The 24,141-nt window shown below is 55.3% G+C and carries 19 protein-coding genes and 1 pseudogene; 6 read left to right on the top strand and 14 right to left on the bottom strand.

What is annotated here, in order from left to right; all coding sequences use genetic code 11:
- Positions 1 to 216: 216 nt before the first annotated feature.
- The 4 genes from A6R74_RS15885 to A6R74_RS22655 all read left to right on the top strand — a co-directional run bounded on the left by A6R74_RS15885 (position 217) and on the right by A6R74_RS22655 (position 5,058).
- Entirely contained in the window at positions 217 to 3,231 is a 3,015-nt protein-coding gene (locus A6R74_RS15885; RefSeq protein ID WP_064235450.1) for an RHS repeat-associated core domain-containing protein, read from the top strand.
- Positions 3,215 to 3,499: a hypothetical protein gene (locus tag A6R74_RS15890; protein ID WP_125410303.1), complete on the top strand. Its 285-nt coding sequence runs from the start codon at positions 3,215 to 3,217 to the stop codon at positions 3,497 to 3,499. The genes A6R74_RS15885 and A6R74_RS15890 overlap by 17 nt, the downstream gene beginning before the upstream one ends.
- 130 nt (positions 3,500 to 3,629) lie before the next feature.
- Positions 3,630 to 4,514: an RHS repeat-associated core domain-containing protein gene (locus A6R74_RS15895; RefSeq protein WP_082906707.1), complete on the top strand. Its 885-nt coding sequence runs from the start codon at positions 3,630 to 3,632 to the stop codon at positions 4,512 to 4,514.
- Positions 4,515 to 4,563: 49 nt separating this feature from the next.
- The gene (locus A6R74_RS22655; protein WP_125410304.1) at positions 4,564 to 5,058 is read left to right on the top strand and encodes a hypothetical protein; all 495 of its coding nucleotides are present in this window, start codon (positions 4,564 to 4,566) and stop codon (positions 5,056 to 5,058) included.
- Positions 5,059 to 5,067: 9 nt separating this feature from the next.
- Here A6R74_RS22655 and A6R74_RS15900 read toward each other — a convergent pair.
- A pseudogene (locus tag A6R74_RS15900) lies at positions 5,068 to 6,041 on the bottom strand (IS30 family transposase).
- Between the two features lie 196 nt (positions 6,042 to 6,237).
- On the opposite strand from A6R74_RS15900, the gene A6R74_RS15905 reads away from it, so the two are divergent.
- Positions 6,238 to 6,972, top strand: a complete 735-nt coding sequence (locus tag A6R74_RS15905; protein WP_064235452.1) for a hypothetical protein — start codon at positions 6,238 to 6,240, stop codon at positions 6,970 to 6,972.
- 119 nt (positions 6,973 to 7,091) lie between these two features.
- On the opposite strand, the gene A6R74_RS15910 is transcribed toward A6R74_RS15905, so the two are convergent.
- The 9 genes from A6R74_RS15910 to A6R74_RS15950 form a co-directional block, all read right to left on the bottom strand.
- Positions 7,092 to 7,985, bottom strand: coding sequence for an EamA family transporter (locus tag A6R74_RS15910; protein WP_064235453.1), 894 nt, complete (start codon positions 7,983 to 7,985; stop codon positions 7,092 to 7,094).
- Entirely contained in the window at positions 7,982 to 8,800 is an 819-nt protein-coding gene (gene phnX / locus A6R74_RS15915) for a phosphonoacetaldehyde hydrolase (protein ID WP_064235454.1), read from the bottom strand. The genes A6R74_RS15910 and phnX overlap by 4 nt, the downstream gene beginning before the upstream one ends.
- Positions 8,800 to 9,948: a 2-aminoethylphosphonate--pyruvate transaminase gene (locus A6R74_RS15920; protein WP_064235455.1), complete on the bottom strand. Its 1,149-nt coding sequence runs from the start codon at positions 9,946 to 9,948 to the stop codon at positions 8,800 to 8,802. Before A6R74_RS15920 ends, phnX begins: the two co-directional genes overlap by 1 nt.
- A 64-nt stretch (positions 9,949 to 10,012) precedes the next feature.
- Entirely contained in the window at positions 10,013 to 11,707 is a 1,695-nt protein-coding gene (locus tag A6R74_RS15925) for a putative 2-aminoethylphosphonate ABC transporter permease subunit (protein WP_064235456.1), read from the bottom strand.
- Positions 11,704 to 12,828: a putative 2-aminoethylphosphonate ABC transporter ATP-binding protein gene (locus A6R74_RS15930; RefSeq protein ID WP_082906708.1), complete on the bottom strand. Its 1,125-nt coding sequence runs from the start codon at positions 12,826 to 12,828 to the stop codon at positions 11,704 to 11,706. Before A6R74_RS15930 ends, A6R74_RS15925 begins: the two co-directional genes overlap by 4 nt.
- Positions 12,829 to 12,881: 53 nt before the next feature.
- Positions 12,882 to 13,931: a putative 2-aminoethylphosphonate ABC transporter substrate-binding protein gene (locus tag A6R74_RS15935; protein WP_064235457.1), complete on the bottom strand. Its 1,050-nt coding sequence runs from the start codon at positions 13,929 to 13,931 to the stop codon at positions 12,882 to 12,884.
- Positions 13,932 to 14,049: 118 nt separating this feature from the next.
- Positions 14,050 to 14,760, bottom strand: coding sequence for a UTRA domain-containing protein (locus tag A6R74_RS15940; protein WP_064235458.1), 711 nt, complete (start codon positions 14,758 to 14,760; stop codon positions 14,050 to 14,052).
- Positions 14,753 to 15,478: an HAD family hydrolase gene (locus A6R74_RS15945; protein WP_064235459.1), complete on the bottom strand. Its 726-nt coding sequence runs from the start codon at positions 15,476 to 15,478 to the stop codon at positions 14,753 to 14,755. The genes A6R74_RS15940 and A6R74_RS15945 overlap by 8 nt, the downstream gene beginning before the upstream one ends.
- Before the next feature lie 79 nt (positions 15,479 to 15,557).
- On the bottom strand, positions 15,558 to 18,233 hold the full coding sequence (locus tag A6R74_RS15950) for a bifunctional diguanylate cyclase/phosphodiesterase (protein WP_064235460.1): 2,676 nt from the start codon (positions 18,231 to 18,233) through the stop codon (positions 15,558 to 15,560).
- Between the two features lie 197 nt (positions 18,234 to 18,430).
- On the opposite strand from A6R74_RS15950, the gene A6R74_RS15955 reads away from it, so the two are divergent.
- Positions 18,431 to 19,525, top strand: a complete 1,095-nt coding sequence (locus tag A6R74_RS15955) for an HDOD domain-containing protein (RefSeq protein ID WP_240488249.1) — start codon at positions 18,431 to 18,433, stop codon at positions 19,523 to 19,525.
- A gap of 89 nt (positions 19,526 to 19,614) precedes the next feature.
- On the opposite strand, the gene A6R74_RS15960 is transcribed toward A6R74_RS15955, so the two are convergent.
- The 4 genes from A6R74_RS15960 to A6R74_RS15975 all read right to left on the bottom strand — a co-directional run bounded on the left by A6R74_RS15960 (position 19,615) and on the right by A6R74_RS15975 (position 23,789).
- Complete coding sequence (locus A6R74_RS15960) at positions 19,615 to 20,919, bottom strand: TRAP transporter large permease (protein ID WP_064235462.1); 1,305 nt, start codon at positions 20,917 to 20,919, stop codon at positions 19,615 to 19,617.
- 74 nt (positions 20,920 to 20,993) lie between these two features.
- Positions 20,994 to 21,557: a TRAP transporter small permease gene (locus A6R74_RS15965; RefSeq protein WP_064235463.1), complete on the bottom strand. Its 564-nt coding sequence runs from the start codon at positions 21,555 to 21,557 to the stop codon at positions 20,994 to 20,996.
- Positions 21,558 to 21,740: 183 nt separating this feature from the next.
- Complete coding sequence (locus A6R74_RS15970) at positions 21,741 to 22,724, bottom strand: TRAP transporter substrate-binding protein (RefSeq protein WP_064235464.1); 984 nt, start codon at positions 22,722 to 22,724, stop codon at positions 21,741 to 21,743.
- An 84-nt stretch (positions 22,725 to 22,808) separates the two neighbouring features.
- Positions 22,809 to 23,789, bottom strand: a complete 981-nt coding sequence (locus A6R74_RS15975; RefSeq protein ID WP_064235465.1) for a LysR family transcriptional regulator — start codon at positions 23,787 to 23,789, stop codon at positions 22,809 to 22,811.
- Positions 23,790 to 24,141 lie beyond the last annotated feature (352 nt).

The raw sequence follows: 24,141 nt of genomic DNA on the forward strand, positions 1-24,141 counted from the left end.
GACATAAACGATATTGCTTGATATCAGTAATTGAGGTTTTAATCCTAGTCATGGTGTACTGGATTATCTATGCGAGCCAAATTTAGTTATTATTTTTCCTGAATTCAACTAAATGGTTGTGCAAAAATAAACCAGCACCGATGACTTATAACCCATTGAATTTTAATGGATTAAATGCACGGAAACTTATATGGAGCCACTTAATAAGTGCAGCACATGGAGGTTCTAGCACGCAAGTTTGAGTGGCAAGCGCATATGCTCACCGCCCACCGGGTACCCGGGGGCATGGAAGCCCATTATACCTGGGATCGTCACGCCCCGGATGGCCGCGTGGTCGGCCAGCAGGAAGCCGGTGGGTTGGCGCGCTCTTACAGTTATCAGGTGGATCACACCCTGGTCACCGACAGCCTGGGCCGGGAGGAGCGCTACCACTTTGTGGGCAGCGGCCCCGGCCGCCGCTGGACGGCCCACACCCGTGCCGACGGCTCGCGCATTGAGTTCCGCTACGACCGTGCGGGGCGCAAGATTGCCACCGTCGATCCCCTGGGCCACGAGACGCTGATTGAACGCGATGACCACGGCCAAGTGATTGCGCAGACCGGCCCGGACGGCACGCGCTGGGCCATCGAGCGCGATGCCCTGGGCCAACCGGTGAGTATCGAAGGCCCCGAGAATCAGCGCTGGCAGATCACACGTAACGACCTCGGCCATCCGTTGGAGGTCACTGGGCCCGAAGGCACCACCGCCTTCGCTTATGAGAATGAACAGTTACCCGACCGCCCTACCACTGTCACCGATGCGGTGGGTGCTACCCATCAGCGCGAGTGGAACGCCCTGGGCCAGGTTACCGCCCAGATCGACTGCTCCCAGCAGCGTACCGAGTACGCTTACGACCGCCACGGCTACCTGGCCAGCGTCACCAACGCCTTAGGGGAAACCACCCGCACCCAGCACGACAAGATGGGCCGCCGTATCGCCTCCCAGCTCCCCGACGGACTCTACTGGCACCACCATGTGGACTCTCTTGGACGACTGGTGGAGCTGGAAGGCCCGCAAGGGTTTAGGCAGCAGTTCTTCTTTTATGACCACGGCCGCCCGGTACAGTGTATCGAGGCCGACGGAAGCCAGCAGTTTACCGCCTACGATGACGTTGGCCGCTTGAGCGAGCTGACCCTGGGCAACGGCGCGGTCTACCGTTTTACTTATGACGAGATGGATCGTCTCGCCAGCGAGACCGGCCCCGATGGCCGCGAGCAGCAGTACCGCTACGATGACGTCGGACGACTGATCGAGCGCATTGAGACCAACCGCCCCGGCCCCGACGGCCAGCCGCTGGTCACCCGTTACGACTATGACGAAGCCGGTCGTCTCACCGCCCGGCACTTGCCCGCTACAGAACACGCCCCGGCCAGCACAGAGCAGTACCAGTGGGGGACGAATGGGCAACTCATTAGCGTCACCAACGATCATGGCGAAGTGACCTTCAGCTACGACGCAGCCCAACGCTTAATCGGCGAACAGCAGCAACATGCGGGCCTAGCAGGTGAGAGCGGCTGGCAGTGGCAACACCAGCACAGCCTCACCGCCACCGGCGCGCCCCAGGCCAGTCAGTTCGGCGACCTACCGGCGCTCAACTGGCACACCTACGGCAGCGGCCATCTGCACGGCATGAGCGCCCCCGGCCTGGATCTGGAAATCGCCCTGGAACCCGACGCCCTGCACCGGGAGACCCAGCGCCGTCTCAGCACCGGTGCCAATCAGCCATTAATGCTGGAGCGGGGCTATACCAACCTCGGCCAGCTGAATCACCTCACCCTGCGTAGCCCGGACACCACCAGCCAGCAGAGCTATCAATACGACGCCCTGGGCCGGTTGAGCTTCCGCAGCCTGGAAGGCGATCCGACCTCTAAGGTAATCGCCTACAGCTACGACGCCGCCGGGCGCTTGATCGGCAGCCAGCACGGCGATCATGCCCACCGCTACTCGGTGGATGCGGCAGGTAATCGCTTAGAGCAACAGCAGGACAAGCAGCAAGGGCTGACGGATAACCGCCTCACCCAACTCAACGGGGCGCGTTACCGCTACGATGGTGCAGGCAACCTGATCGAACGCCAACAGCCCAACGGCGAACGCCTAACCCTGGGCTACGACGGCGCCAACCGCTTAGTGCACCTGATCCACGCCAGTGAGCTAGGGGCTACCCGCGAGGCCACTTATCGTTACGACGGCCTGGGAAGACGCATCAGCAAAACCGTACGCCACACCAACGGCACCACCGCCACCACCCACTACGGCTGGGACGGTGATCGCATCGTGCGGGAAGAAACCGAGAACCAGCGCACCACGGTGGTCTACGAGCCGGGCAGCTTTGTGCCCATGCTCAGAATCGACGATACCCAGCAAGGCCAGGTGCTCAGCGCCTACATCACCGATGCCCTGGGCACCCCCATGCAGCTCGTCACCCCCAACGGCCAACCCCGCTGGCTCGCCGAACCTGATGACTGGGCGGCGGTCAAAAACCAACGCGCCGTGCGCAATGTCACCCAACCGATCCGCTTCCAGGGCCAATGGCACGATGAAGAGAGCGGGCTTTACTACAACCGCCACCGGTACTACGACCCGCAGCAAGGACGGTATATTAGTCAAGATCCGATTGGGTTGCGGGGTGGTACGAATTTGTATGGCTATGTGACGAATCCGACGGGAATGGTGGATCCGCTGGGGCTGAGTGGCTTCGGTTTTCATCATTTAGAGCCGCTTAGCATTCCAGCGGGTGAAGCCCAGGGGCGCAGCATGTATCCGCAAAGCCAACAGGCTGGAATAGGCGAAGAATCAATGTTTTGGCGAGCGATTAAAACCGTCCCATATATGTTTGGACAGTACTATGATGACATGGTGAAGCCGGAAAAGGAGACGGCAGAGGCTGTCAGCACTGTAGCAGCGGTTTGTTCTGTCATTCCGGCTGTGACTGTTCCATGCGGCGTTACTTCGATTGCTGCAGCGTCATATGCAGCTAATCTAGAGCGCATGAATGGTAACAACCGACAGGCTGTAATAGACATGGCGCCAACGGTTGCATCTGAAACGGCAACCCTAATCTTCAAACGAGCAGAGATTGTATCTGATGCTGTAAGTACCGCTATTGGTGTTGGCACAGGCTTTAAAACTCAGCACTGGATGAAAAGAGACAATCATATTGATAATGAGGGTGCATGTGAGCATGCTGAATAACAGAAGGCTGGCTTTTGGCATCTGCCTTTGGGTCTTTTTTGCACTGCTAATGGTGAAAGACCTTGGGATGATCACCTCTGATCCTTTTGGATTCATTGTTAACTTTATCTTCGGTCTTTTTTTTAGCTACTATTTTATCGCTTATTTATTTGGCTGGCATATGCCCCATTCTGTAGGTTTATTAAAAAAAGGCGAGCATGATTTTTGGCGGGCCATCATGCTTTTAGTCTTTGTTTGCTTATGGCTATGGAGTTTTTTTAGTGCCTAAGCAAGCACAACGTGGGCGCTGTTTCTCTCTCCTCAGTGGCGGACGAGTGGTTTGTGCGCTATCCCTATGCCCGTAGGGGGGGGGGTTGCTGCGCGCCACCGTCCACTGCGGCTGGTACGGAGACCGCTTTGTGCGGGAAGAAACGGGCGACCAGCGCACCACGGTGGTCTCCGAACCGGGCAGTTTTGCGGCTATGCTCAGAATCGATGATACCCATCAAGGCCAAGTGCTCAGCGCCTACATCACCTACGCCCTGGGCACTCCGATACAACTGCTCACCCACAACGGCCAAGCCCGCTGGTTCGCCGAACCCGACGACTGGGCAGCGGTTAAAAATCAACGCGCCGTGCGTAACGTCACCCAACCGATCCGGTTCCAGGGGCAATGGCACGATGAAGAATCGGGGCTTTACTACAACCGCCACCGCTATTATGACCCGCAGCAAGGGCGGTATATTAGTCAGGATCCGATTGGGTTGAGGGGCGGTACGAACCTGTATGGTTACGTCACTAACCCTATCAGCATGGTGGATCAGCTGGGGTTAAGTGGTTTCGGATTTAATAGCATAGATGCAGCATATGGACATGCAGCACGAGAAGCACATGGGCGCCTCATGTATCCGCAAAGCCAACAAACTGGATATGCTATCGGTATATTAATGCGTACTGAAGCTGATATGAAACGAGAAGATCTCATTGATGCGGATGATTTCTTTCATTGCGTTGCTTTTTGTAGGGTAGCTAAATCTGATGCGCCTGATAAAAATAGCGCACTATCTTATGGTTATCTTAAAGAGGTAGCAGATTATGTACGTGGAAGGTTTGGCCTCTATGGAGATAGAGAAATAAGATCGCACCAAGAAATGCTGGAAGACAACTTATCGGATTTAAGAGTTAACGAGTATGGTTTCAGCTGCCCGCCTGACCAATCCTGCTCCGACCGATGTGGTAGATACATACCAGAGGATCACCTTAAAACACGGGCTCGGTTGCAAGAAATGGGGTATTTAGATTAACCCTTCAACTTACAACCTCCATACTCAAACATCTAAAAGGTTTGAATAAATGTCAAAAAATTCAATCTTAACTTTCATCTTAAAATCAGTGAAAATCACGATTTTCATCACCGGCATTCTCTCTCTAATTTTTATATCTCTTTTTTTTGCCAGCATATTTTTTTTGGATCCAGTAAATTTTAGTGAATTTGAAACATATAAAGAACTTAAGGAAGAGGGAAGCATTGGGCAAAACAGTTGGTTTCCTCCCTTTTTTCCAAAAAATTCTAGCAACATAACGCTACGGACAAATGTGGAAACAAGCGATTACAAAATAACATTCACTCTTCAGAATAAACAAGAGTTGGCTGATCTTTTGAAAGGTTCCAGTGTGACAACTGCATCTAGGCGTAGAAAAGGCTATGACTCTGAAGAGTATAGTTTTTGGTGCAAAACTGACTATGAGCATGACAGACGAACACACCTAATTATAACTAACAACATAGACTCAGAGATAGTGATAGGAAATCCATACTCTGATGAGTGCCGTTGTAACACTCTTTAATTCCTGAATTCAAACATTAAGCGCAGCACCTGCGGTTTTCAGCGCCCCTGAATACTCTCCCAGGAACACTTGTGCCGGTGTCCGATACCCCAAACGTTTTCTGGGGCGGTTGTTCAACTTGGCAACGACTCTCCTCAGTGCTGAGTCACTCACCTTTCGGAAGTCCGTCCCTTTCGGGAAATATTGGCGAATCAGGCCGTTGGTGTTTTCATTAGTGCCACGCTGGCATGAGCGGTACGGGTCGCAAAAATAGGTCTTGGCCGAGACAGCCTTGGCAACCTGTCGGTGCTCGGCGAATTCCGACCCGTTATCCAAGGTGATGGTCTGCACTGCGCCTCGGCGTGGTTTTAATAAACGGGTCATCGCTTTAGCCGTTCCAGTGGCCGTGATCGTCGACAGGCGCGCTGCCAAAAGGTAACCGCTGCGTCTCTCGACCAGGGTCACCAGGCCAGATTCTTTGTGGCCTTTGAGCACCGTATCGCCTTCCCAATGGCCGATATGGCGCCTTTCTTCCGCTTCGGCGGGACGCTGTTCAATGCCTACCCGGTGTGGAATTTTGCCCAATCCCGCATGCTTGGCCAATCGGCGCTGATAGCGCCGCTGGCGTGGTAGCCGGAGTCGCCTCCATAATTCGCCGCCGCGTTTCTTGTCGTCCCAGATTAGCGCATAGATCCACTGATGGCTTACGCAAACGCCGTTGGCATTCGCCATGAAGCCACTAATTTGCTGGGGGCTCCATTCGTCCATCAGTTGATCAGTGACCCATCGAATCAGGCTGGGCAGGCGCTGCGTCGGCGCTGATCACTTCTCGATTGCGCCTGCTCAGGCGCATAGCCAGTCTTAAGCCCATTGCGCTTTATCTCCCGGCTAATGGTGCTGCTGTGGATCCCAATAGCTTTGGCTATTTGTCGCTGGCTGATGCCAGTCTCAAGATAAGCAAAAATTTGGTATCGTTGGGCCTGGGTCAGTTGTCGGTATCCCATGCTCTGCTTCACTTTGGTCGGTAAAGTCGAGAGGGTACCGGCGCTGGCCCTCCTTCCTCTACTGTGTGATCCAAAGTGCTGCGGTTATTCTATGAATCCAGGGTGACAGGATCACTCTTGACCATCTTTATCATTAGTGTAGTCTTAATTCTTTGGCTTATCTTATGGACATAACTTTAAACATTAAGGAAGTTGTATGTTTGAAAAATTCACTCTCGGTTCGCTGTACATTATGAACCAATATCGTAGCGCTATATTAAAAGGCATTGTTTTTCCTTTCATTTTATATGTCTTACTTCAACTAGCACGCTATGAATCCGCCTATACTGAGTTTACACATGGCAGTGCCTTCTCTCTCTTACATATAGTTTTATTTGTTATTGACATGGCTATTCTGTCAATTATCTCAATAAACACAACGCGGATCATATTGCTCAACGAACGGCCAGAAGCTTTTAAGCTTAGATTTAACAGGCGTGAAACAAAGTACCTTTTGTATAGCATTGGTTTTTTAGCGTTATGGATAGTCCCTGGCATGTTTATTGGAGCCTCTTTAACCCTTATTACGTATAGTGTCTTTATGGGCCTTATCCCTCTAACCTTTTTCTTGGCCACTTTATTTTTCACACTAAGATTATCGCTTGTATTTGTAGGCGTGGCGCTTGATAAAAAAATATCGATGAGAGAATCATTAAGCATGACTAAACGCTGCCAATGGTCACTTTTCTTTTCACTTTCCTTGCTAATCGGCTTGCTATTTATGTTTGAATATTGCTTTGAACTCGTTTCAAGCACGATTGGGGGTCAAACCTTTAGCCTGATAACATTTATTTTGATAACCCCATTAGTAGACACATTTATATACGTATTTTCGGCTATTATCTTAACCATTTTATATTCCAATGCCTATCAGCCAACTAGCAGCCCCTAAGCGGGATCGATGGAGGATGCCAATAGTATTGAAGGGCCTGTCGCAAAGCTGGCAGATTTAACTGCCAGCTAGATTGCCTTACGCTGAGTGGTGCCAACAAGCACCGCCAGCGCCATGGCCTAAAGCGCCACCAACACCAGCCCCGCCAACATCACCAGGGTGCCAATGGCCTTTGCCCTGGAGGCTGGCTCCTTGAGCCATAGCACGCCCATCAATACCCCCACAGGAATTGACAGCTGGCGCAGCGCCACCACATAACTCACCTCGTCGGTGAGCGCCATGGCGATTAATACCAGACCGTAGGTGCAAGTCATCATCAGCCCGGTAACAACCAGCATGGTAAGCCCCTGTTGGCGAAGCGCGGGCAGGCGACGGCGCTCTGCGGGTAGCAGCGCCAGCAGGGGTATCGCCCAGGTGAGTGTCATCAGCGCTTGCAGCACCATAAACACCGCCCCGGCGGTTAACCCGCTATGCCCTGCCCTCTGCATCAGTCCCAGCGCCTGCTTATCGATCAGCGAGTAACCGACCGTACCGACAGCGGCCAGCAGCGCAAATCCCATGGCAGGCGTTAGATAGGTAGAAAACCTACGCGCCTGAGGGTGGCTAAGCGGTAGGCAAAGCGCACCTGCCACCACCAGCACCATGCCGAGGCCATCCCAGCGATCCAGCACCCGGCTGCCCAAGAGCGCAATGGATACCAGTGGCACCAGCACCACTGGCAGCGCACGGGCAATGGGGTAAAGCACGCTGACGTCACCGCGAGAATAGGCCCAGGCCAAGCCGCCCATATAGAGCATTTGGCATAATCCCGAAAGCGCCAACCAGCCCCAGAAGGCCGTTGGCAACGCACTCAGCGATGGCCCCAGCCATAGCAAGGGCATAAGCACTGCCCCACCGGCGCCGTAGGCCAGGGAAAATGCCCCCAGCGAAGGCGCATTGCGTTTACCCAGTACATTCCATCCGGCGTGCATGCATACCGACACCAGCACTAATGTAAGCGCGGCTGGACTCAAGGGTGCTCTCCCTGTTGAAGGCGGGTATTAATGGCATCGACCACGCCGGGCAGCTCGGCGATGGTCTCAATACAATAGTGTGGTTGTGAGGCGGCAAACTGAGCGGCTACCCGCGAATGGGCAGCTTGGCGCTCTAAATCACTCAGCGCTTGATACTGATCAAACGTTAGCCCTAGCGCATTGCCTGAACAGGTAAGTGCGACTGTCCACATACCGGCGCTGCGCCCTTCAAGAATGCCCGGCGTGGTGTCGTCGACTTTTACACATGACGCCACATCGCTGACGCCTAACGCAATCACATTGGCCAGCGCCTGGGCAGGGTGCGGTCGACCATTGGGTACTTCATCGGTGGCCACCACATGATCGACGTGCAGGCCATTATCCGCCGCCAGAGCGACGACTTTTTCCATCACCACCGCTGGATAGCCGGAACAAGAGCCGATCTTCAGTTCCTGAGCGCGCAACGTGGCTAAGGTATCAAGCGCACCGGGAATAACCGCCGAATGGTCGGCAATTTTGGCAATTTGCAGCGGCATAAAACGCTCATAAAGCGCCGTTACATCGGCATCCGAAGGTGCATGGCCCACCGCCTGGGCAAAACGCTCTGCGATGGCCGGTTGGTTACACAGGGTGCGAATATGATCCCACTTGCCCATGCCCATGGGGCCGCGGGCTTCTTCCAAGCTAATCGCCACGCCCAGTTCAGCAAACGCTTCGACAAAGATCTGGGTGGGCGCAAAGGAGCCAAAGTCGACCAACGTACCGGCCCAATCACAGATAACCGCTTGTAAGCATTGAGGAGAGTGATACTGCATTAGGCGCTCCCTGATGGTGAAGATAGGTCAGCAAAGAGGTAGACGCCCATTTCGTTAAGCGCGTCTTGAATGGCGTTTAGCAACTGGGCAATCACCGTGATACCTAACTGACCCATGCAGCCGATGCGAAAACTCTCCACTTCGGTCAACTTGCCGGGGTAGATCAAAAACCCGCGCGCCTTTAGCGCCGCGTAGAAGCTGTGAAACTCAAACGCTGGGTCGGTCGGGCTTAAGAAAGTGGTGATGATCGGCGATAGCCATTCGTCTTCCAGCAGGGTGCTGAAGCCTAGCGCCCGCATGCCTTTTACCAACGCATCACGATTGCGGGTATAGCGCGCGCAGCGCCCCGGCACGCCGCCCTCTTGCCGGTGTTGAGCAAGCGCCGCCTGAAAGGCCACCACGGTATGCGTGGGCGGCGTAAAGCGCCACTGGCCAGTGCGTTCCATATATTCCCATTGGGCGTACAGATCCAGACTCAACGAGTGAGCACGGCCTTCGCCTGCTTCAAGCAGCGCCTGGCGGATAATTACAAAGCCAAAACCCGGCACGCCCTCAATGCATTTATTGGCGGAGGAGACCAGCACGTCAATCGGCGTTGTCGCGAGGCTGATGGGAATGCCGCCAAAAGAGCTCATGGCATCCACAATGAGCGTTTTACCTTGGACGTGCACCACGTCAGCAATGGCGTCTAACGGGTTCAAAATACCCGAGCTGGTTTCGCAGTGCACGAGAAACACCGACGTAATCTCTGGGTCTTGCTCCAGCAGCGCCGCCACTTCATTGGGCTGGGGCGGCAGATAGTCGCCTTTATCCAGCGTCGCATAACGGCGGCCCATCATGTGGAGCAACTGCGCCGCGCGCTTACCGTAGGCACCGTTCATCAGCACCAGCACTTTGCCGCCGGGATCCGTTGCGCAGGCCAGGGCACTCTCAACGGCAAAGGTACCGCTGCCCTGCATAGGCACACAGGCGTACTCGTCGCTTGGCGCCTCGGCCATGGCAAGTAACTGGGTGCGAATATCGGCAGTCACCTGATTAAAGTCGTCATCCCAGGAACCCCAGTCGCGCAGCATGGCGGCTTTAGTGGCACGGGACGTCGTCAGCGGCCCAGGGGTTAATAGATAGGGCTCTTCAATATGATCGTTCATTTTGGTCTATACCAGATTTTTTTAAACACTTTAACTTCAAGCACGGCGGCGGTCTAGATGCTGCCTAGCCCGCCATGCGCCAGCGCTGGGCGTTGTTTAATAGAACATGAGTAAGAACTGTGTGAAGCAGCTTCACCACTAGCGAGGTAAGGAAAATCAGCACCGCCATGGCCGCCGCGCTGGCGAAGTAACCGGCTTCATCCAGATGGAGAACCGCCACCGAGGCCAGCCGCGTGTCGCTGTTGTAGAGAAACACCACCGCGGACACCGTGGTCATCGCATTGACGAACAGGTACACCGATATATCCAGTACCGCGGGCAGCGACACCGGTAGCGTCACGCGGCAAAAGGTCGTCCAAAACGGTACTTTGAGTGACGCCCCCACCGCTTCAAACTCGGGGTCGAGCTGTTTAAGCGCGGTGACCGAGGTGAGATGGCACACGGTGTAGAAGTGAATCAAGGTATTAAGCACCAGAATCATCAGCGTGCCGTATAGCCAGTTAAATGGGTTGCCCGCCTGATTGAAGAAGAAGATATAGGCAAGCCCCAGCACCATGCCGGGCACCGCCATGGGCAGCATGGCCATAAAGTGCAACCCTTGACGCAGCGGGCGAAAGCCTTCGCTCTTTTCGATCAGCCAGGCGTTAAAGAAGATCACCAGCGTGCCCACCAGCGCCACGCTAAAGGCGAGCTTGAGCGAGTTAAACCACGCTCCCCAGCCGCCATCGGCCATACCTTGGAAGGTGTAGTGCTCAAAGGTGATCGATAAGTTGTAGGGCCAGAACTGCACCAGCGAGGCGTACATCGCGGTGCCGATCACCAACACAATCGCTCCCGCCACCGCGTAGCAAAGTAGTGTAAAGAGCCAATCCCGCAGCGGGCTGGGGGTAGGCTGCCACGGCACTGCCCGGGCCGAGAGCTGGGCCACCTGGCGGCGCTGTATCCAGCGATCAACGATAAACGAGAGCACTGCAGGCAGCAGAAGAATCACGCTGACCACCGCGCCCATTTGAAAGTTCTGTTGGCCGACGACCTGGCGGTAGACGTCGGTGGCCAGCACGCTGAACTGACCACCGATGATTTTTGGCACGCCAAAGTCGGTGATCGCCAGGGTAAACACCACAAACAGGCAGGAAATCAGCCCGTAGCGCACACCAGGCAGCGTAATAGTCAGAAAGGTACGCCACTTGGGAGTGCCCAGCGCTTCGGCCGCTTCGTAGAGCCGCGCATCGCTGTTGGTTAGCGCGGTGGTCAGCAGCATTAGCGCGTGGGGGAATATCCAAAAGCTCATGCCCATTACAATGCCAATCGGCCCATAAATCGACTGGCCTGCCAGCACGTCGCGCAGAAACCCTTGGTTGCCGAACAGATAAACCAGACTAATGGCGGGCAGCAGCGACGGCGCCAGAATGGGCAGAATCGCCAGCATACGAAACAGCCGTTTGCCCGGCATGCAGGTGCGGGTAATTCCGTAGGCGCATACAAACGCCAAGCCGACCACCACTACGGTGGTCATCAGCGCCACCCGCAACGAGTTAACAATCGAATTGACCAGCGCGGGGGTTTGAAAATACTCAACAAAGTTGGCCAGGCCTATAAAGTCGCCGGCGCGGTCTTGCAGGCTTTTAACCAGCATGGCCACCAACGGAAACAGCAGGCCCACCACCAGCAAGGCGACGCCAGCGAGTAACGCTAACAAACGGATCAGCGACTCTAGCGACGGCTTGGTCGCCGACATTGTAAAGGTCTTAGCCATCATTGCTGGCTACTCCCTGCGGGGTACAGGCGGGCGGCCTCTGCGGGTAGATGAATCGATAGCATCTGCCCCACAAACAGGTCGAGGTCACTACTATCCCGGCTGGGCACATCGGCGATAAGCGTTTGATCGGCTTCCGTCAGGCGCAGGGTAACCCGCTGAAAGGGGCCCAAAAACTCGATGCCAACTACCTCGCCTTTTAGCGCTCCCGCTTCACGGCTAAGCGCCACGGCCTCCGGGCGGATGGCCAACTGGGCGGCCTGGCCCAATTCCAGGGTATGCGGCAGGCAGGCGCAAGGCGTGGTACCCAGCCAAGCCTGGTCGCTGCTCTGCACGGTGACCTCAAGGAAATTCATGCTGCCAATAAACGAGGCCACAAAGGCGCTGGCAGGCTGGTGGTAGATCTGGGCCGGGGTGCCCACTTGCTCGATCACGCCGTGGTTCATCACCACGATGCGGTCGGCCATGGTCAGCGCCTCTTCCTGGTCGTGGGTGACCATAATAGTGGTTACGCCTAGGCGCGCCTGGAGGGCTTTGATCTGGCTCCGCAAGTGCCCGCGTACCCGGGCATCCAGCGCCGAGAGAGGTTCATCCAGTAGTAACAAGCCTGGCTCGGTGGCCAGCGCCCGCGCCAGCGCAACACGTTGCTGCTGACCACCAGACAGCGCCGCCGGATACTTGTCTTCGCTGCCGGTCAGGTTCACCAGGGCGAGCAGTTCAGCGACCCGCTTGTCGATACGCGCCCGGTCATCCCGACGGTTGCGCAGCCCATAGGCGATATTGTTAAACACCGTCAGATTGGGAAACAGCGCGTAAGACTGGAACACAATGCCGAAGTCCCTCGCTTGGGTGGGCAGCCGGGAAATATCCTTGTCGCGCTGAATCAGCGTGCCCGACGTTTGCTGGGTTAGCCCTGCAATGGTACGCAGCAGGGTGGTTTTGCCGCAGCCGGAGGGGCCCAAAAAGCAGACAAACTCGCCTTCGTTAATGGCCAGTGAAATGTTGTCCAGCGCGGTAAAAGTACCAAAACACTTGGTCACCGCTTCAATGCGCAAATGGGGCGTTGTGGGGGTCATCACCGCTGGCGAGTCGGCCGCCAGCAGCGATGTCATTGTCGTGTGCATAACATCTCCAAGCCCCGGCGCATGGGCCGGGGCATCTGATCGCGAATCGCCGTTTATTGTTCGGTTTTACCGTCGTAGCGACGCTGCCACTCGGCCAGTACGCGCTCGCGGTTCACGGCCGCCCACTTGAAGTCGGCATCAATCATGCGCTCGGTGATGTCTACAGGGTAGTTGTCGATGGGCTGTGCCACGCCGGGATAAGCCACCACCGCATAGCCTTCGTTATACAGCTCGTTGGCCTCCCGTGAGATCGACCAATCCAGAAGCGTTTGCGCTGCTTCTTGCTTGTCGGTACCGGCCACTATCGCGGAAGCTTCCATATCCCAACCCAGGCCTTCTTCAGGGAACACGACTTCAATTGGCGCACCCTGGGACTTCAAGCGCGCACCGCGGAAGGCAAATGACACGCCCACTACGGTTTCACCGGTCGCGGCCAGGCTGCAGGGCGCGGAGCCCGAATGGGTGTAGCGGGCGATATTGTTATGCAGGCGATCCATATAGTCCCAGCCCTGCTCTTCGCCCCAAAGCTGCAGCCAACTGGCCACATCCAGGTAACCAGTGCCCGACGAGTTGGGGTTAGGCATAATCACATGGCCTTCAAATTCAGGCTTAGTCAGGTCTTCCCAGGAGGTCGGCATAGGCACGCCATGGCGCTCGCCCTCAATGGTGTTGTAGCAGATTGCCGCTACCCAGGCGTCCATACCCACCCAAGCCGGGTCTTCACCATCACGATAGGCCGCATCGACAAATTTCGGATCAAGATTTTCAACACCTGCGGGGGCGTAGCGCTCCAGCATGCCCTCGTCTTCCAGCACCAGCAGGCTGGTGGCGGCCAAGCCCCAAATCACGTCGGCCTGGGGGTTGTCTTTTTCGGCCAGCAGGCGGGCGGTTATCACCCCGGTGGAGTCGCGCACCCAGTTAATCTCGATATCCGGGTGAGCCGCGTTAAAACGCTCGGCGTATTTTTGCAGGTCGTCCGACTCAACGGCGGTATACACGGTTAATTCAGTGGCCTGGGCATTGGCAGCAAGCACAGTTGAAGCAAACGCAACGGCAGCGGTGCCTGCTAATAACGTAGAGGGGAATAAACGGCGCGTGATCATGATGGTGGTCTCCCGGTGATTGGTATAGACCAGAAGTGTGCCGTGGTTAAATGACACCGCGATGACGCTTGTTTGACCGTTTTTTTAAGCGATGATGATCGCCTTGAAGCAATCGCTGCTAGCGCTGCCCCGAAAGCTCCACACTGATGCAAAGAGAATCGTGCAGCCAGTGCTCTTCGTCATACTCAATGGGGCGCTGCTGGTCGTCAAAAATGGCACGATTAATATTTAAACCGGCTGTGCCCGGCGCGACGGATAGCTCTTCGGCATCCAAAGGCGACAGCGCTTCCGACACCATGCGAATAGAGCGGTTAGCCAAATAGTGCCCCCAGCGCTCGCGCAACAGTCCCCACAGAGACTGCCCGGCGTAGATATCCAGCAACTCGGGCGCGCGCTCGGGCACCACCCACAGCGACTCCACCAGCACCGCGCGGTCATCCACGTAGCGGCGGCGGCGAATATGCTGAAACGGCTGGTCATCCGGCAGGCCCAGCGCCCGAGCGGCAGGCGGGTGAACGCGGGCTTCCAGCTTCAAAACAGCGGTGCGAGGCTGTCGTCCCTGGGCGCGCACATAGTCGTTAAAGCCCGCGTCACGGGTGGGGTCGTAGACTAACCGGGCGGGAGAGATAAACCAGCCGCGCCGGTTACTGCGGTGGATCAGGCCCTCCCCCTCCAACTGAGAAAGTGCTTGGCGCAGGGTGACGCGTGTGGTGGCAAAACGCTCGGCCAATACTCGCTCGGCGGGGAGCTTGCCTTTCCACTGGGCGGCATTTTGGTCGATCAAGGTGCGTAGCTGTTCGGTTAACTGTAAATAGTAGGCATCAGACATGCGCCGATTTTCCTGGCAAAGCGTTAGGCGACGAAGCGCTTGGGGGCGTTCGCCAGTCTAAGCGCCGCCACCCTTCAACGCTAGCCACCTCGGCCAGTACCGGGTCTGGGTTAACTGCCACGGGGCAATCGACATATTGCAGTAACGGTAAATCATTGCGGGAGTCTGAGTAGAAGGTGGTGTGGCTGGGGGTGATCTGCTGCTCGGCCAGCCACTGTTTCAGACGCAGCACCTTGCCGCCGCGATAGGAAAAAATACCCTCGCTGCCACCGGTATAGCGCGGGTCTTCATTAATGCCATGCTCCACGCTGAGCTCCACCGCCAGCACGTGTTCAATGCCCAGAATGGTCGCAATCGGCTCGACCAGGTGACGCGACGAAGCAGAAATCAGCACCAGCGTATCGCCTGCCTGGCGATGCGCTTCCAGGCAGGCCCAGGCCTGATCAAAAATACGCGGCTGCAGATGGGTAGCGACAAAGCGCTCGACCTCTTTCTGTACATCTTTTACCCGGCGCCCACGCAGCGGCGCCAGGGTCATGGCTAAGTACTCTTCCAGCTTTAACTTACCCGCGTGATAGGCCTGGTGCATTTGCGCCGCCCGCGCCATGAAGGCGTCGGCATCGCTGATCCAACCTTGCTCTATCATCCATAAATTCCAGCGGTCGCTGCAGTCTCCATCCAGAAGGGTATCGTCAAGATCAAACAGGGCCAGGCGCATGGGACACTCCTTTCATCGCGGGTTGGCGGCGCGTAGGGTATGCCAAAGGTGATGACAAGACGATGACGATGATAAGGACTTAAGGTGCTAGCCACCGCGCCGCAAACTCATCCGCCGGTAATGGGCGGCCGAACCAGTAGCCTTGCGCTTCATTGCAGCCCATGTCGGCAAGCAAACGAGCTTGCTCCTGGGTTTCGACCCCTTCTGCCACGGTCTTCATTTCTAACGCCTGCGCCATGGCGATGATGGTCTCCACGATGGTGCGGTCATTTTTGTTTTCGAGCATTTCGCGGACAAAAGAGATGTCAATTTTCAGCGCGTCGGCAGCGAAGCGCCGCAAGTAGGAGAGTGAGGAGTAGCCCGTACCAAAATCATCAATGGAGAGCGAGTATCCTGCTTTGCGCATGGTGTGGGTAATCTCGACGGCTTGGTCGGGGTCGCGCATAAAATCGCTTTCGGTGAGTTCCAGAGCGATCGCGCTCGGAAAAACACCGGCGGTGAGGTGCGCAATGTGGCAGGTGAGCTCTGGGTCAGCAAACTGTTGGGCGGAAATATTGATCGATAACCTGCCTGGCAACCCTCCCCCAGGTTGGTTACGCCAAGTGATTAACTGCTTGGCGGACTCTTCCAACACCCAGTCCCCCAGGGCACGGATCAAGCCGCGCTCTTCGGCCAAGGGAATAAACTCGCCGGGGCTTACCCACCCCCACTCGTCGTCGTACCAGCGGCATAAGACTTCTGCGCCGGTCAACCGACCATTGATAAGGTTCACCTGGGGCTGAAAGTTGAGCGCTAACTTATGCTCAGCGATAGCGGCGCTGAGCCGTTCGCTCATGCGTTGGCGTCGGTGCAACGCCTGGCGCATAAGTTGAGTGTAAGGAGAGGTACAGTTTTCACGCCGTTTGGCATGATGAAGGGCGATACTAGCGGCATTAAATAGTTCGCCAGCCTCCGCGACATCCTGTGGGTAATGGGCAAAACCGATGCTGACATCGAGATGAAAGACGCGGCGCTGTAAATGCAGCGGCTGCTTCACTGCTGAACGTAGCTGCTCGACAAGCACGCCGATATCAACGGGATCAGCGACGGCGACTAGCAAGGCAAACTCATCCCCAGATAAGCGCGCCAATGCGCCATGCATGTGGCTGATCTGCTGTAAACGCTCGGCCACCGTCACCAGCAGTTGATCCCCCACCTGATGACCATGCAGGTCATTAACCTCCTTAAAACGGCGGATATCCAATAACAGTAACGCAAGACCACGCTCGCTCCGGTGGGCCTCTTTCCACATCTGCGCTAACAACTCCATAAAACGCCCGCGGTTAGGCAAGCCAGTGGTGCTATCGGTGTAGGCCAACTGATGCATATGGCGGTGGTCACGGCGGCGCTCAAGCTCTGCCGCAGCGCCGGTGGAGAGAATTTTCAGTACTGAGGTAGCAAAGGCATTAGTGGTCAGCGGCTGGCGATAAAACACCATCATCACACCAATCGCTTCGCCGTTGGCGTTATCCAGGCGTCGGCCAATCCATGCCTTTGTTGAGAGCAAGGTGCCTGGCAACAGCAGTGGCGGGCCGTCATGCATAACGGCTTCGCGCTCTAGCACCACCTGCTCGCTGGGGGAGCCTCGCAGCGCAAAGGCGTGTTGTTCGTGTTGAGCACCTTCTACCACCATGCTGACAGTGGTCGCCTGTCCAACGACTTTTGTGTCGCTTTGAGGGGACGTATGCAGCAGCGCAATAAAACCTGCGTCGGCTTCCAACACCTTAACCAAGGTCGCAATCAACTGTTGAAAATAGCCGTCACCCACCTGTGTGGTGACCGTAGAAGCCACTTGAACCACGGCGTTTTGTACCCGCTGCGACTCTTGCTGGTCAGTCACATCAGAGATAAAGCCTTCTAAGCATACGATGTCGCCCGCTTCATCCCTCACGGCCTGGCCCTGCTCCCACATCCAGCGGTAGCCGCCGTCGCGATGGCGCAGTTGGTAGGTCACACGGTAAGGCCGATTATTGGCAATGGCCGACTGCACCTCGCGACAGATCTTGTCCTGATCATTAGGATGAATCAGGGCAGCGAAGCTGGTCAGTCGATTATCTTGCAATTCATCAGGCCAATACCCGGTTAATGCTTTGGCCCCCTGACTCACCACCTGCATTGTCCAATTACGGTCATTCAAACAGCGGTAGGCCATGCCCGGCAGGTGGTTGAGCAGCGTATCCAGGCGCCGCTCGCTTTCCCTCGCCACCGCTTCGCTTTTTCTTAATGCCTGTTCCGCCTTTTGACGATCCAGCTCTGCCCCCGCCTGGGCGGCGGCAATTTGCAGAACCTCACTGGCTAAGTCATTCAACTGCATGGGGGAATTTTTAAGCACCGCTAACAGGCCAATCAGCGCACCATCCGCCGCATAGAGCGCTCGCCCTAAGTAGCTCTCGGCGCCCAGTTCACAAAGCAGTTTATCGTCAGGAAAGCGTGACTGAACATCACGGAAGTAAAGGCAAGGCTCCTTCCCCAACGCGGTTTCGCAAGGCGTACCGGTTAGCGGGTAAGTGATATTGCAAAGCAACCGGCCATTAGACCAGACCGCCAGCGTCTCAGCCTGATGGCGTTGCGTAACATCGGCCACTAGCACATGGTCAACGCCAAGTATGGTCGCTAAGCGCTCCACCAGCGTTGTATAAAAACGGGGGCTCCCACTGTGCCCTACGCCTTCTGCCAACTGGCGGAATATATCGGCCGCGTCGTTCTTTGTGTGCATTGTTGCACTCACTTTTTTTAATTCTGGAGCAGTTGGCGCGCTTGCCACTAACCTCATAAAGTATATATAGCGACCTACATAGCATAAACCGTTCTTTTCCAACTATAACAACGTCAACACTAGCTGGGTATATGGTAAAATTAGGACATCACCTCATGATGGCTGGCAGCTACGCTACAAAGGGCGCAGGAGATAACGTGACTAGAGCATCGAAAAAAGATGAAGCGCTATACCTAATGCTAACTGAAGCGCTGCCTGGTTTTCTGATCAGCGACTTCCTAAAGTGCCAACGCTTACCTTCGCTCCCCTCGATCGCACTGCGCATCCTCAGGTTAACGCAATCTTCAAAAGCGACAATCAACGATGTTGCCGACACCATTGAGCATGACCCAGCATTAACCGCTCGGCTAATATCTCTTGCAAATAGTGTCCACCATACTCGCTCGGCCAATTCGACACAGACGTGCCTTGAGGCCGTCCAGCGTTTAGGACTCGATGCAACGTTAACGGTGGTGTTGAGCTTCAACCTTTTTCAGCACACCAGTAAGGGGCCGCAGCATACCCATATTTGGCAGCGGTCAATTATGTCTGCGTTAATAGCGCGTCAGCTTGCCGAGCAAACGTGCCCTAAACAGGCAGGTCATGCTTTTACGGCAGCACTGTTGCAGGATATTGGCATATTGGCGCTGAGCGCGACGTACCCTGAACAAGTAGACGAACTATACATTGATAGCGCTATTCCCCATGCTCACCTTATTGAAGAAGAGCAGCGTTTCTTTGGTTGCAACCACACTCTTATTGGCGCTTGGCTAGCCGCTAAATGGGGGCTCCCGGCCACGCTGATCAACACCATTCGCTTCAGCCATGCCCCCTATAAAAGCGATATTAAAAGCGACAGCTTGATGGAAATGTGTGTTCGCATCTCCGGCCCCACTGCGGATGCCTGCCTATCCAGCGCACCAGAAGAGCAGCTTGCCGCCCTCCTATACGATTTAAGCGCAACAGCCGGCGTGCCCTCTTTCTCATTTGAAAGCGTGCTACAAGAAGTGCAGCCCAAAATGGAGTTGATCGCCAAAACACTGATGATAGATACCCCCGCGGCTATCGACCCCAAAGAGCTGCTTGAAAATGCTCAGCAACTCTTGCTAAACCACACGCTGGTACTCAATAGCCGTAGAGAAGCGCAATCCAAAGCACTCGCTAGGCTACGCAAAGGCTATAGCGCCCCGGGCGAGTTCAACAAGGACATTGCGTTCAAAAAACTCAGCACCCAATCCCGCTCTAAATCCTAAATCTCTGGCCAGAACATGCATGTCATCAAGCGCTCCGGCCAGAGCGTTGCTTCTTGTTTATCGTTAATACGCTTTCTTTTACCAGCGCCTTAACGCGTCATTGCCTCCGGCAGGTAGAGCGCAATGCCAGGGAAGATATGCATTAAGGCAATCGCCAATAGCATCAGCAGGAAAAACGGCAGCGTGGCCTTGGTAATGGTCAAAATGTCTTTACCGGTTAGCCCCTGAATCACGAACAGGTTGAAGCCCACCGGCGGTGTGATTTGCGACATTTCGACCACCACGACCAGATAAATACCAAACCAGATCAGATCAAATCCCGCGGCACTCACCAGCGGCATAATGATCGCGGTCACCAGCAGAATCAGCGAGATACCATCCAGAAAGCACCCCATTACTAACAGCAGCAGCGTTAGTGCAATCAACAGCATGGTGGGCGACAACCCCATCTCACCAATCGCCGTTGCCAGCTTCATAGGCACCTGGGTAAACCCCATGGCCGAGGTCAGAAACGAGGCACCGGCAATAATGAACGCGATCATGCAGGCGGTACGCACGGCGGCAAACAACGAGCTTTTAAAAATGTCGCGATTAAAATGACCGTTAAAGCGTGCAATCACAATCGACAGCACCACACCGACTGCCGCGGCTTCGGTGGGCGATGCCAACCCGCCATAAATCGAAAAGATAATCCCGCCGATTAACAGCAGAATAGGCACCAACGACCAGGTATTGCGCAGCTTTTCAGCAAAGCTCATGCCGGATTCATCTTCACCGGTAAGCCCTTCGCGGTTGCCTTTAAGTAGCGCCCACAAAATGAGATAGCTCATAAACATCGCCAGGATCATCAAACCTGGGCCAATACCGGCCATAAACAGTCTGGAGATCGACTGCTCGGTGACCACGCCGTAGACGATCAGCACGATAGAGGGCGGAATCAACAGCCCCAAGGTGGAAGCGCTGGCCAGGGTACCAATTGCCATATTGCTGTCGTAGCCCCGCCGCTCCAGCTCTGGCAGAGTCATTTTACCTACCGTGGCACAGGTAGCGGCCGAAGAGCCACACACCGCGGCAAACATGCCGCTGCCAATGATATTGGTATGCAGCAAACGGCCCGGCAGGCGGTTTAACCAGGGCGACAGGCCACGGAACATATTGTCGGCAAGCCCGGAGCGAAACAGAATCTCGCCCATCCAGATAAACATCGGCAGTGCAGTGAGATCCCAGCCGTAGCTGGCGCCCCAAAAATCTGAGGCTAGAATAGACCCAGGGGAGAATGAGCTGAAGAACTCAAGCGCTATCCAGGCGGTGCCGATCAGCGCAAAGGCGATCCATACCCCGCTTCCCAGGAGTACCGCAAGGGTGAATATAGTGGCGAGACTTAGTAGCAGCACGAGGATCTCTCCAATTCAGGCAGCAGCGTGGTTAACAGAGATGTCGCTTCAACAGGCTGGGTGAAAATCGCCATTTAGTAGCCCTCGCTTTCATCTGGAGCCGTCGCTTCGCGAAAGCTCGCTGGGTCACGAATGGCAATGCGAACCGCCATAAACAGGGCTTCAGCCAGCGCCAGGCAAAGCAGCCCGACACTGGTCGCGAGTACAAGCTGAGGAATCCACAGCGGAATCGACACAAACCCTGAAGACACATCATTGTATTGTATGCTCTCTCTCGCCAGGCCAATGAGGCCGTAACTGAGCATCAGACTGATCGCCAGGGCGACGATGAGGCCAAACACTTCAAACCACACACGAATTGCTGGTGGCAGCCGGGTAATTAGCAGCGTTACGCGAATATGGGCGTGATGCACAAAGGTGTAAGCCAGCCCCAGGAAGGTCGCCCCCACCAATAGGTAAGAGGCAATTTCCGAAACGCCGGTAATACTCAGGCCCAGGCGGCTGAGACCAACCAATACCAGCAGAGCATCCACCAAGCGGAAGGTCACTTGAAGCGCTATTAGCGCACAGATAGCCACCATGCACGCCGCCGCACCCCAAGCCCCCAGGCGATAGAGCTTATCGAATTTAAACGTCATGTTCGCAGCCTCACGATGCACTTAGGGAAAGCACTTAGGATAAGCGCTTGGAAAAAGCACTTAAGAAAAAGCACTTAGGAAAAAGCGCGTATGAAAAGCAGGGGCAGCGCCAAAACCACCGCCCCTACAAACAGGATCACGTCCGCACTTAGCTAGACAACACTTAGCTAAACAGCACTTAAATTAGCTGCCTTGCTGCTCGCGGTAAGTTTCCAGCGCCTGTTTGGCTTCATCGTCGGCACGAGACTGCCAATCTTCAAAAAGCGTATTACCGGCCGCCTGAAGCGCTTCAGAAATAGCGTCGTTAGGCTCAGACACTGAAATACCGTTCTCTTGCAAAACGGCAAGGCTGGCATCGTTATCTTCGCGGCTCATTTCCCAACCACGTTTTTCGGCTTCAGCGGCGGCTTCCATCAGTGCTGCCTGGGTCGCTTCATCCAGGCCATCAAAACTGCGCTGGCTGATAAAGACGATATTCTTGGGCAGCCACAGGTTAGCGTCGGTGTAATCACTCACGTAGTCCCAAGCGGCCATTGAGTTACCCGTGGAACTTGAGGTGATCATGGCATCTACACGCCCGGTGCTAAACGCGGTAGGGATATCAGACTCTTCAGTTTCAGTCGGGCTGCCGCCCAGGTTATCGACAAAACGCTGGGTATTAATATTGGGTGCACGAACGCGCAGGCCTTCAAACTGCGCAGGGTCGGTGAGAGGCTCAGCGGTGTAGATACCTTGTGCTGGCCAGGCGACCGCGTAGAGCGGAATCAACCCTTCATAGGCGAACAGCTCGGTGATCATCGGCTTGGTAGCTTCCCACAGCGCATAGGCATCATCATAGCTACCCGCTACACCTGGCAGCGTATCAACTTCAAAGATCGGGTCGTCATTGGAAAGAACCGAGAGGAATACTTCACCTGCATCAATAGTGCCACGGCGCACCGACGGCTTGATTTCACCATGTGACACCAGCGAGCCGCCGCTATGCACGGTAATGGTCAGCGCGCCGTCGGTTGCTTCCGCTACATCTTCAGCGAACTGTTTGTTGTTTTGGGTATGAAAGCTGGCATCGCCGTAAGGCGTCGCCATCGTCCATTCTGCGGCGTGAGCCGACACCGTTAACCCGCAGGCGGTCGCCAGTAGTAGTGACGTTGTGATTGTCTTGCGCATCGTAAGAACCCTCTTATTTCTATTAATAGTGTGGTGCTTCTAATAGTTCGTTGCTTCTAGTGCGTCGCTTCTAGTGCATTGTTTCTAGTGCATTGCTTCGGTGGTACCAGAGGAGGCGTAGGTAGCAACCCAGCGCCCGGAGAAAAGTGTTGTTGTCATATCGGCACGCCGCGCCTGGGCGTAGCGGCAGGCACACTGCTGGGCTAAGCGGGCAACGCCTCGGCAAAAGCGCGGATGATTCGCATTGCGCCATATCGCATCATAGTGCATAGCCGGTAATGGCACCGGCAGCTCAAGGCGGTAGAGCTCCCCCCGCTGCCACTCATCCAGCACAGTGGCAACGGGCAGCGCGCCGATCCCTAGCCCTTCGGTGGTCATGCGTACAATCGTCATCAAGGTACTAACGCTATGAATACGCGGGCTGGCCACGCCCTGCTCTGCTAAGTAATTCACCAGCTCCGCATAAGGGCGCGCCTGCTTACCAAACGAAATAAACGGCAATTGTTTACCCCAGCTGTCGGCACTTTCACTCAGCAGCTTGGCGTGCCGGGGAGAGACAAACATGCCCATTTCGTAGGGGCTCAGTGACTCGGACTCGATCTGCTTCTGCGGCGAATAACCATTCATCGCCAGCACAATATCCAGCTCATTGCTCAGTAGCCGCTCATTCAGCACCGGCGAATAATCAACCGTCAATTCGATGGTGAGACGCGGGTACCGCTCGGTGAGCCTGCGCATAAAGTCGGGAAACCAGCTATGGGCAATGGTTTCAATCGTGCCGAGCCGAAGTGGTGCAGAAAAAGCCTCTTCGCTATCGAATAGCTTCATTGCCTCATCGCGTTGGTGCAGCATCCGCTCAGCGTGGACAAAGAACTCACGACCGCGCATGGTCGGCTGAATAGGCCGAGCAGACCTTTCCAGCAGCAATTCTCCTACCGTGGATTCAAGGCGTGAAATACGCTCAGATACAGAAGGCTGGGTAAGGTGCAGGCGGGTCGCCGCCTTACGGAAGGAGCCAAGCCTTACCGCCCATACAAACGCCTCAAGTTCTTTAAAATCGAGCATAGTGACTCGCCTACCCATAACCTTCTAAAGTGGAAAAACACCGTTGCGCTGTTACATCCTGACTGCCGAGGGTTACCACACACAGCGACCATCTCACTATGCAACTTTGAGACCACTCCCGACAGCAAAATGCGACCAACGTTATTATCACGCCACGCCTATACTGTGATAAGCGTATCGCCTCCCTCCGTCAACCATTTTTCAATAAATAACAATATGATAGGAGCGCCCGATAGTTAGTATCGACAAAAACGATTGGCACTCAGCAAGCCGTGTTCATATATTGGTGGTGACTGACGATGCTACTTTTTGCCAAGTGAACGCATTAACAACTAACAGGAGTCAGGAGTCG

Origin of the sequence: Halomonas sp. ALS9, from assembly GCF_001651035.1 — a bacterium.
Classification (GTDB): Bacteria; Pseudomonadota; Gammaproteobacteria; order Pseudomonadales; family Halomonadaceae; genus Vreelandella.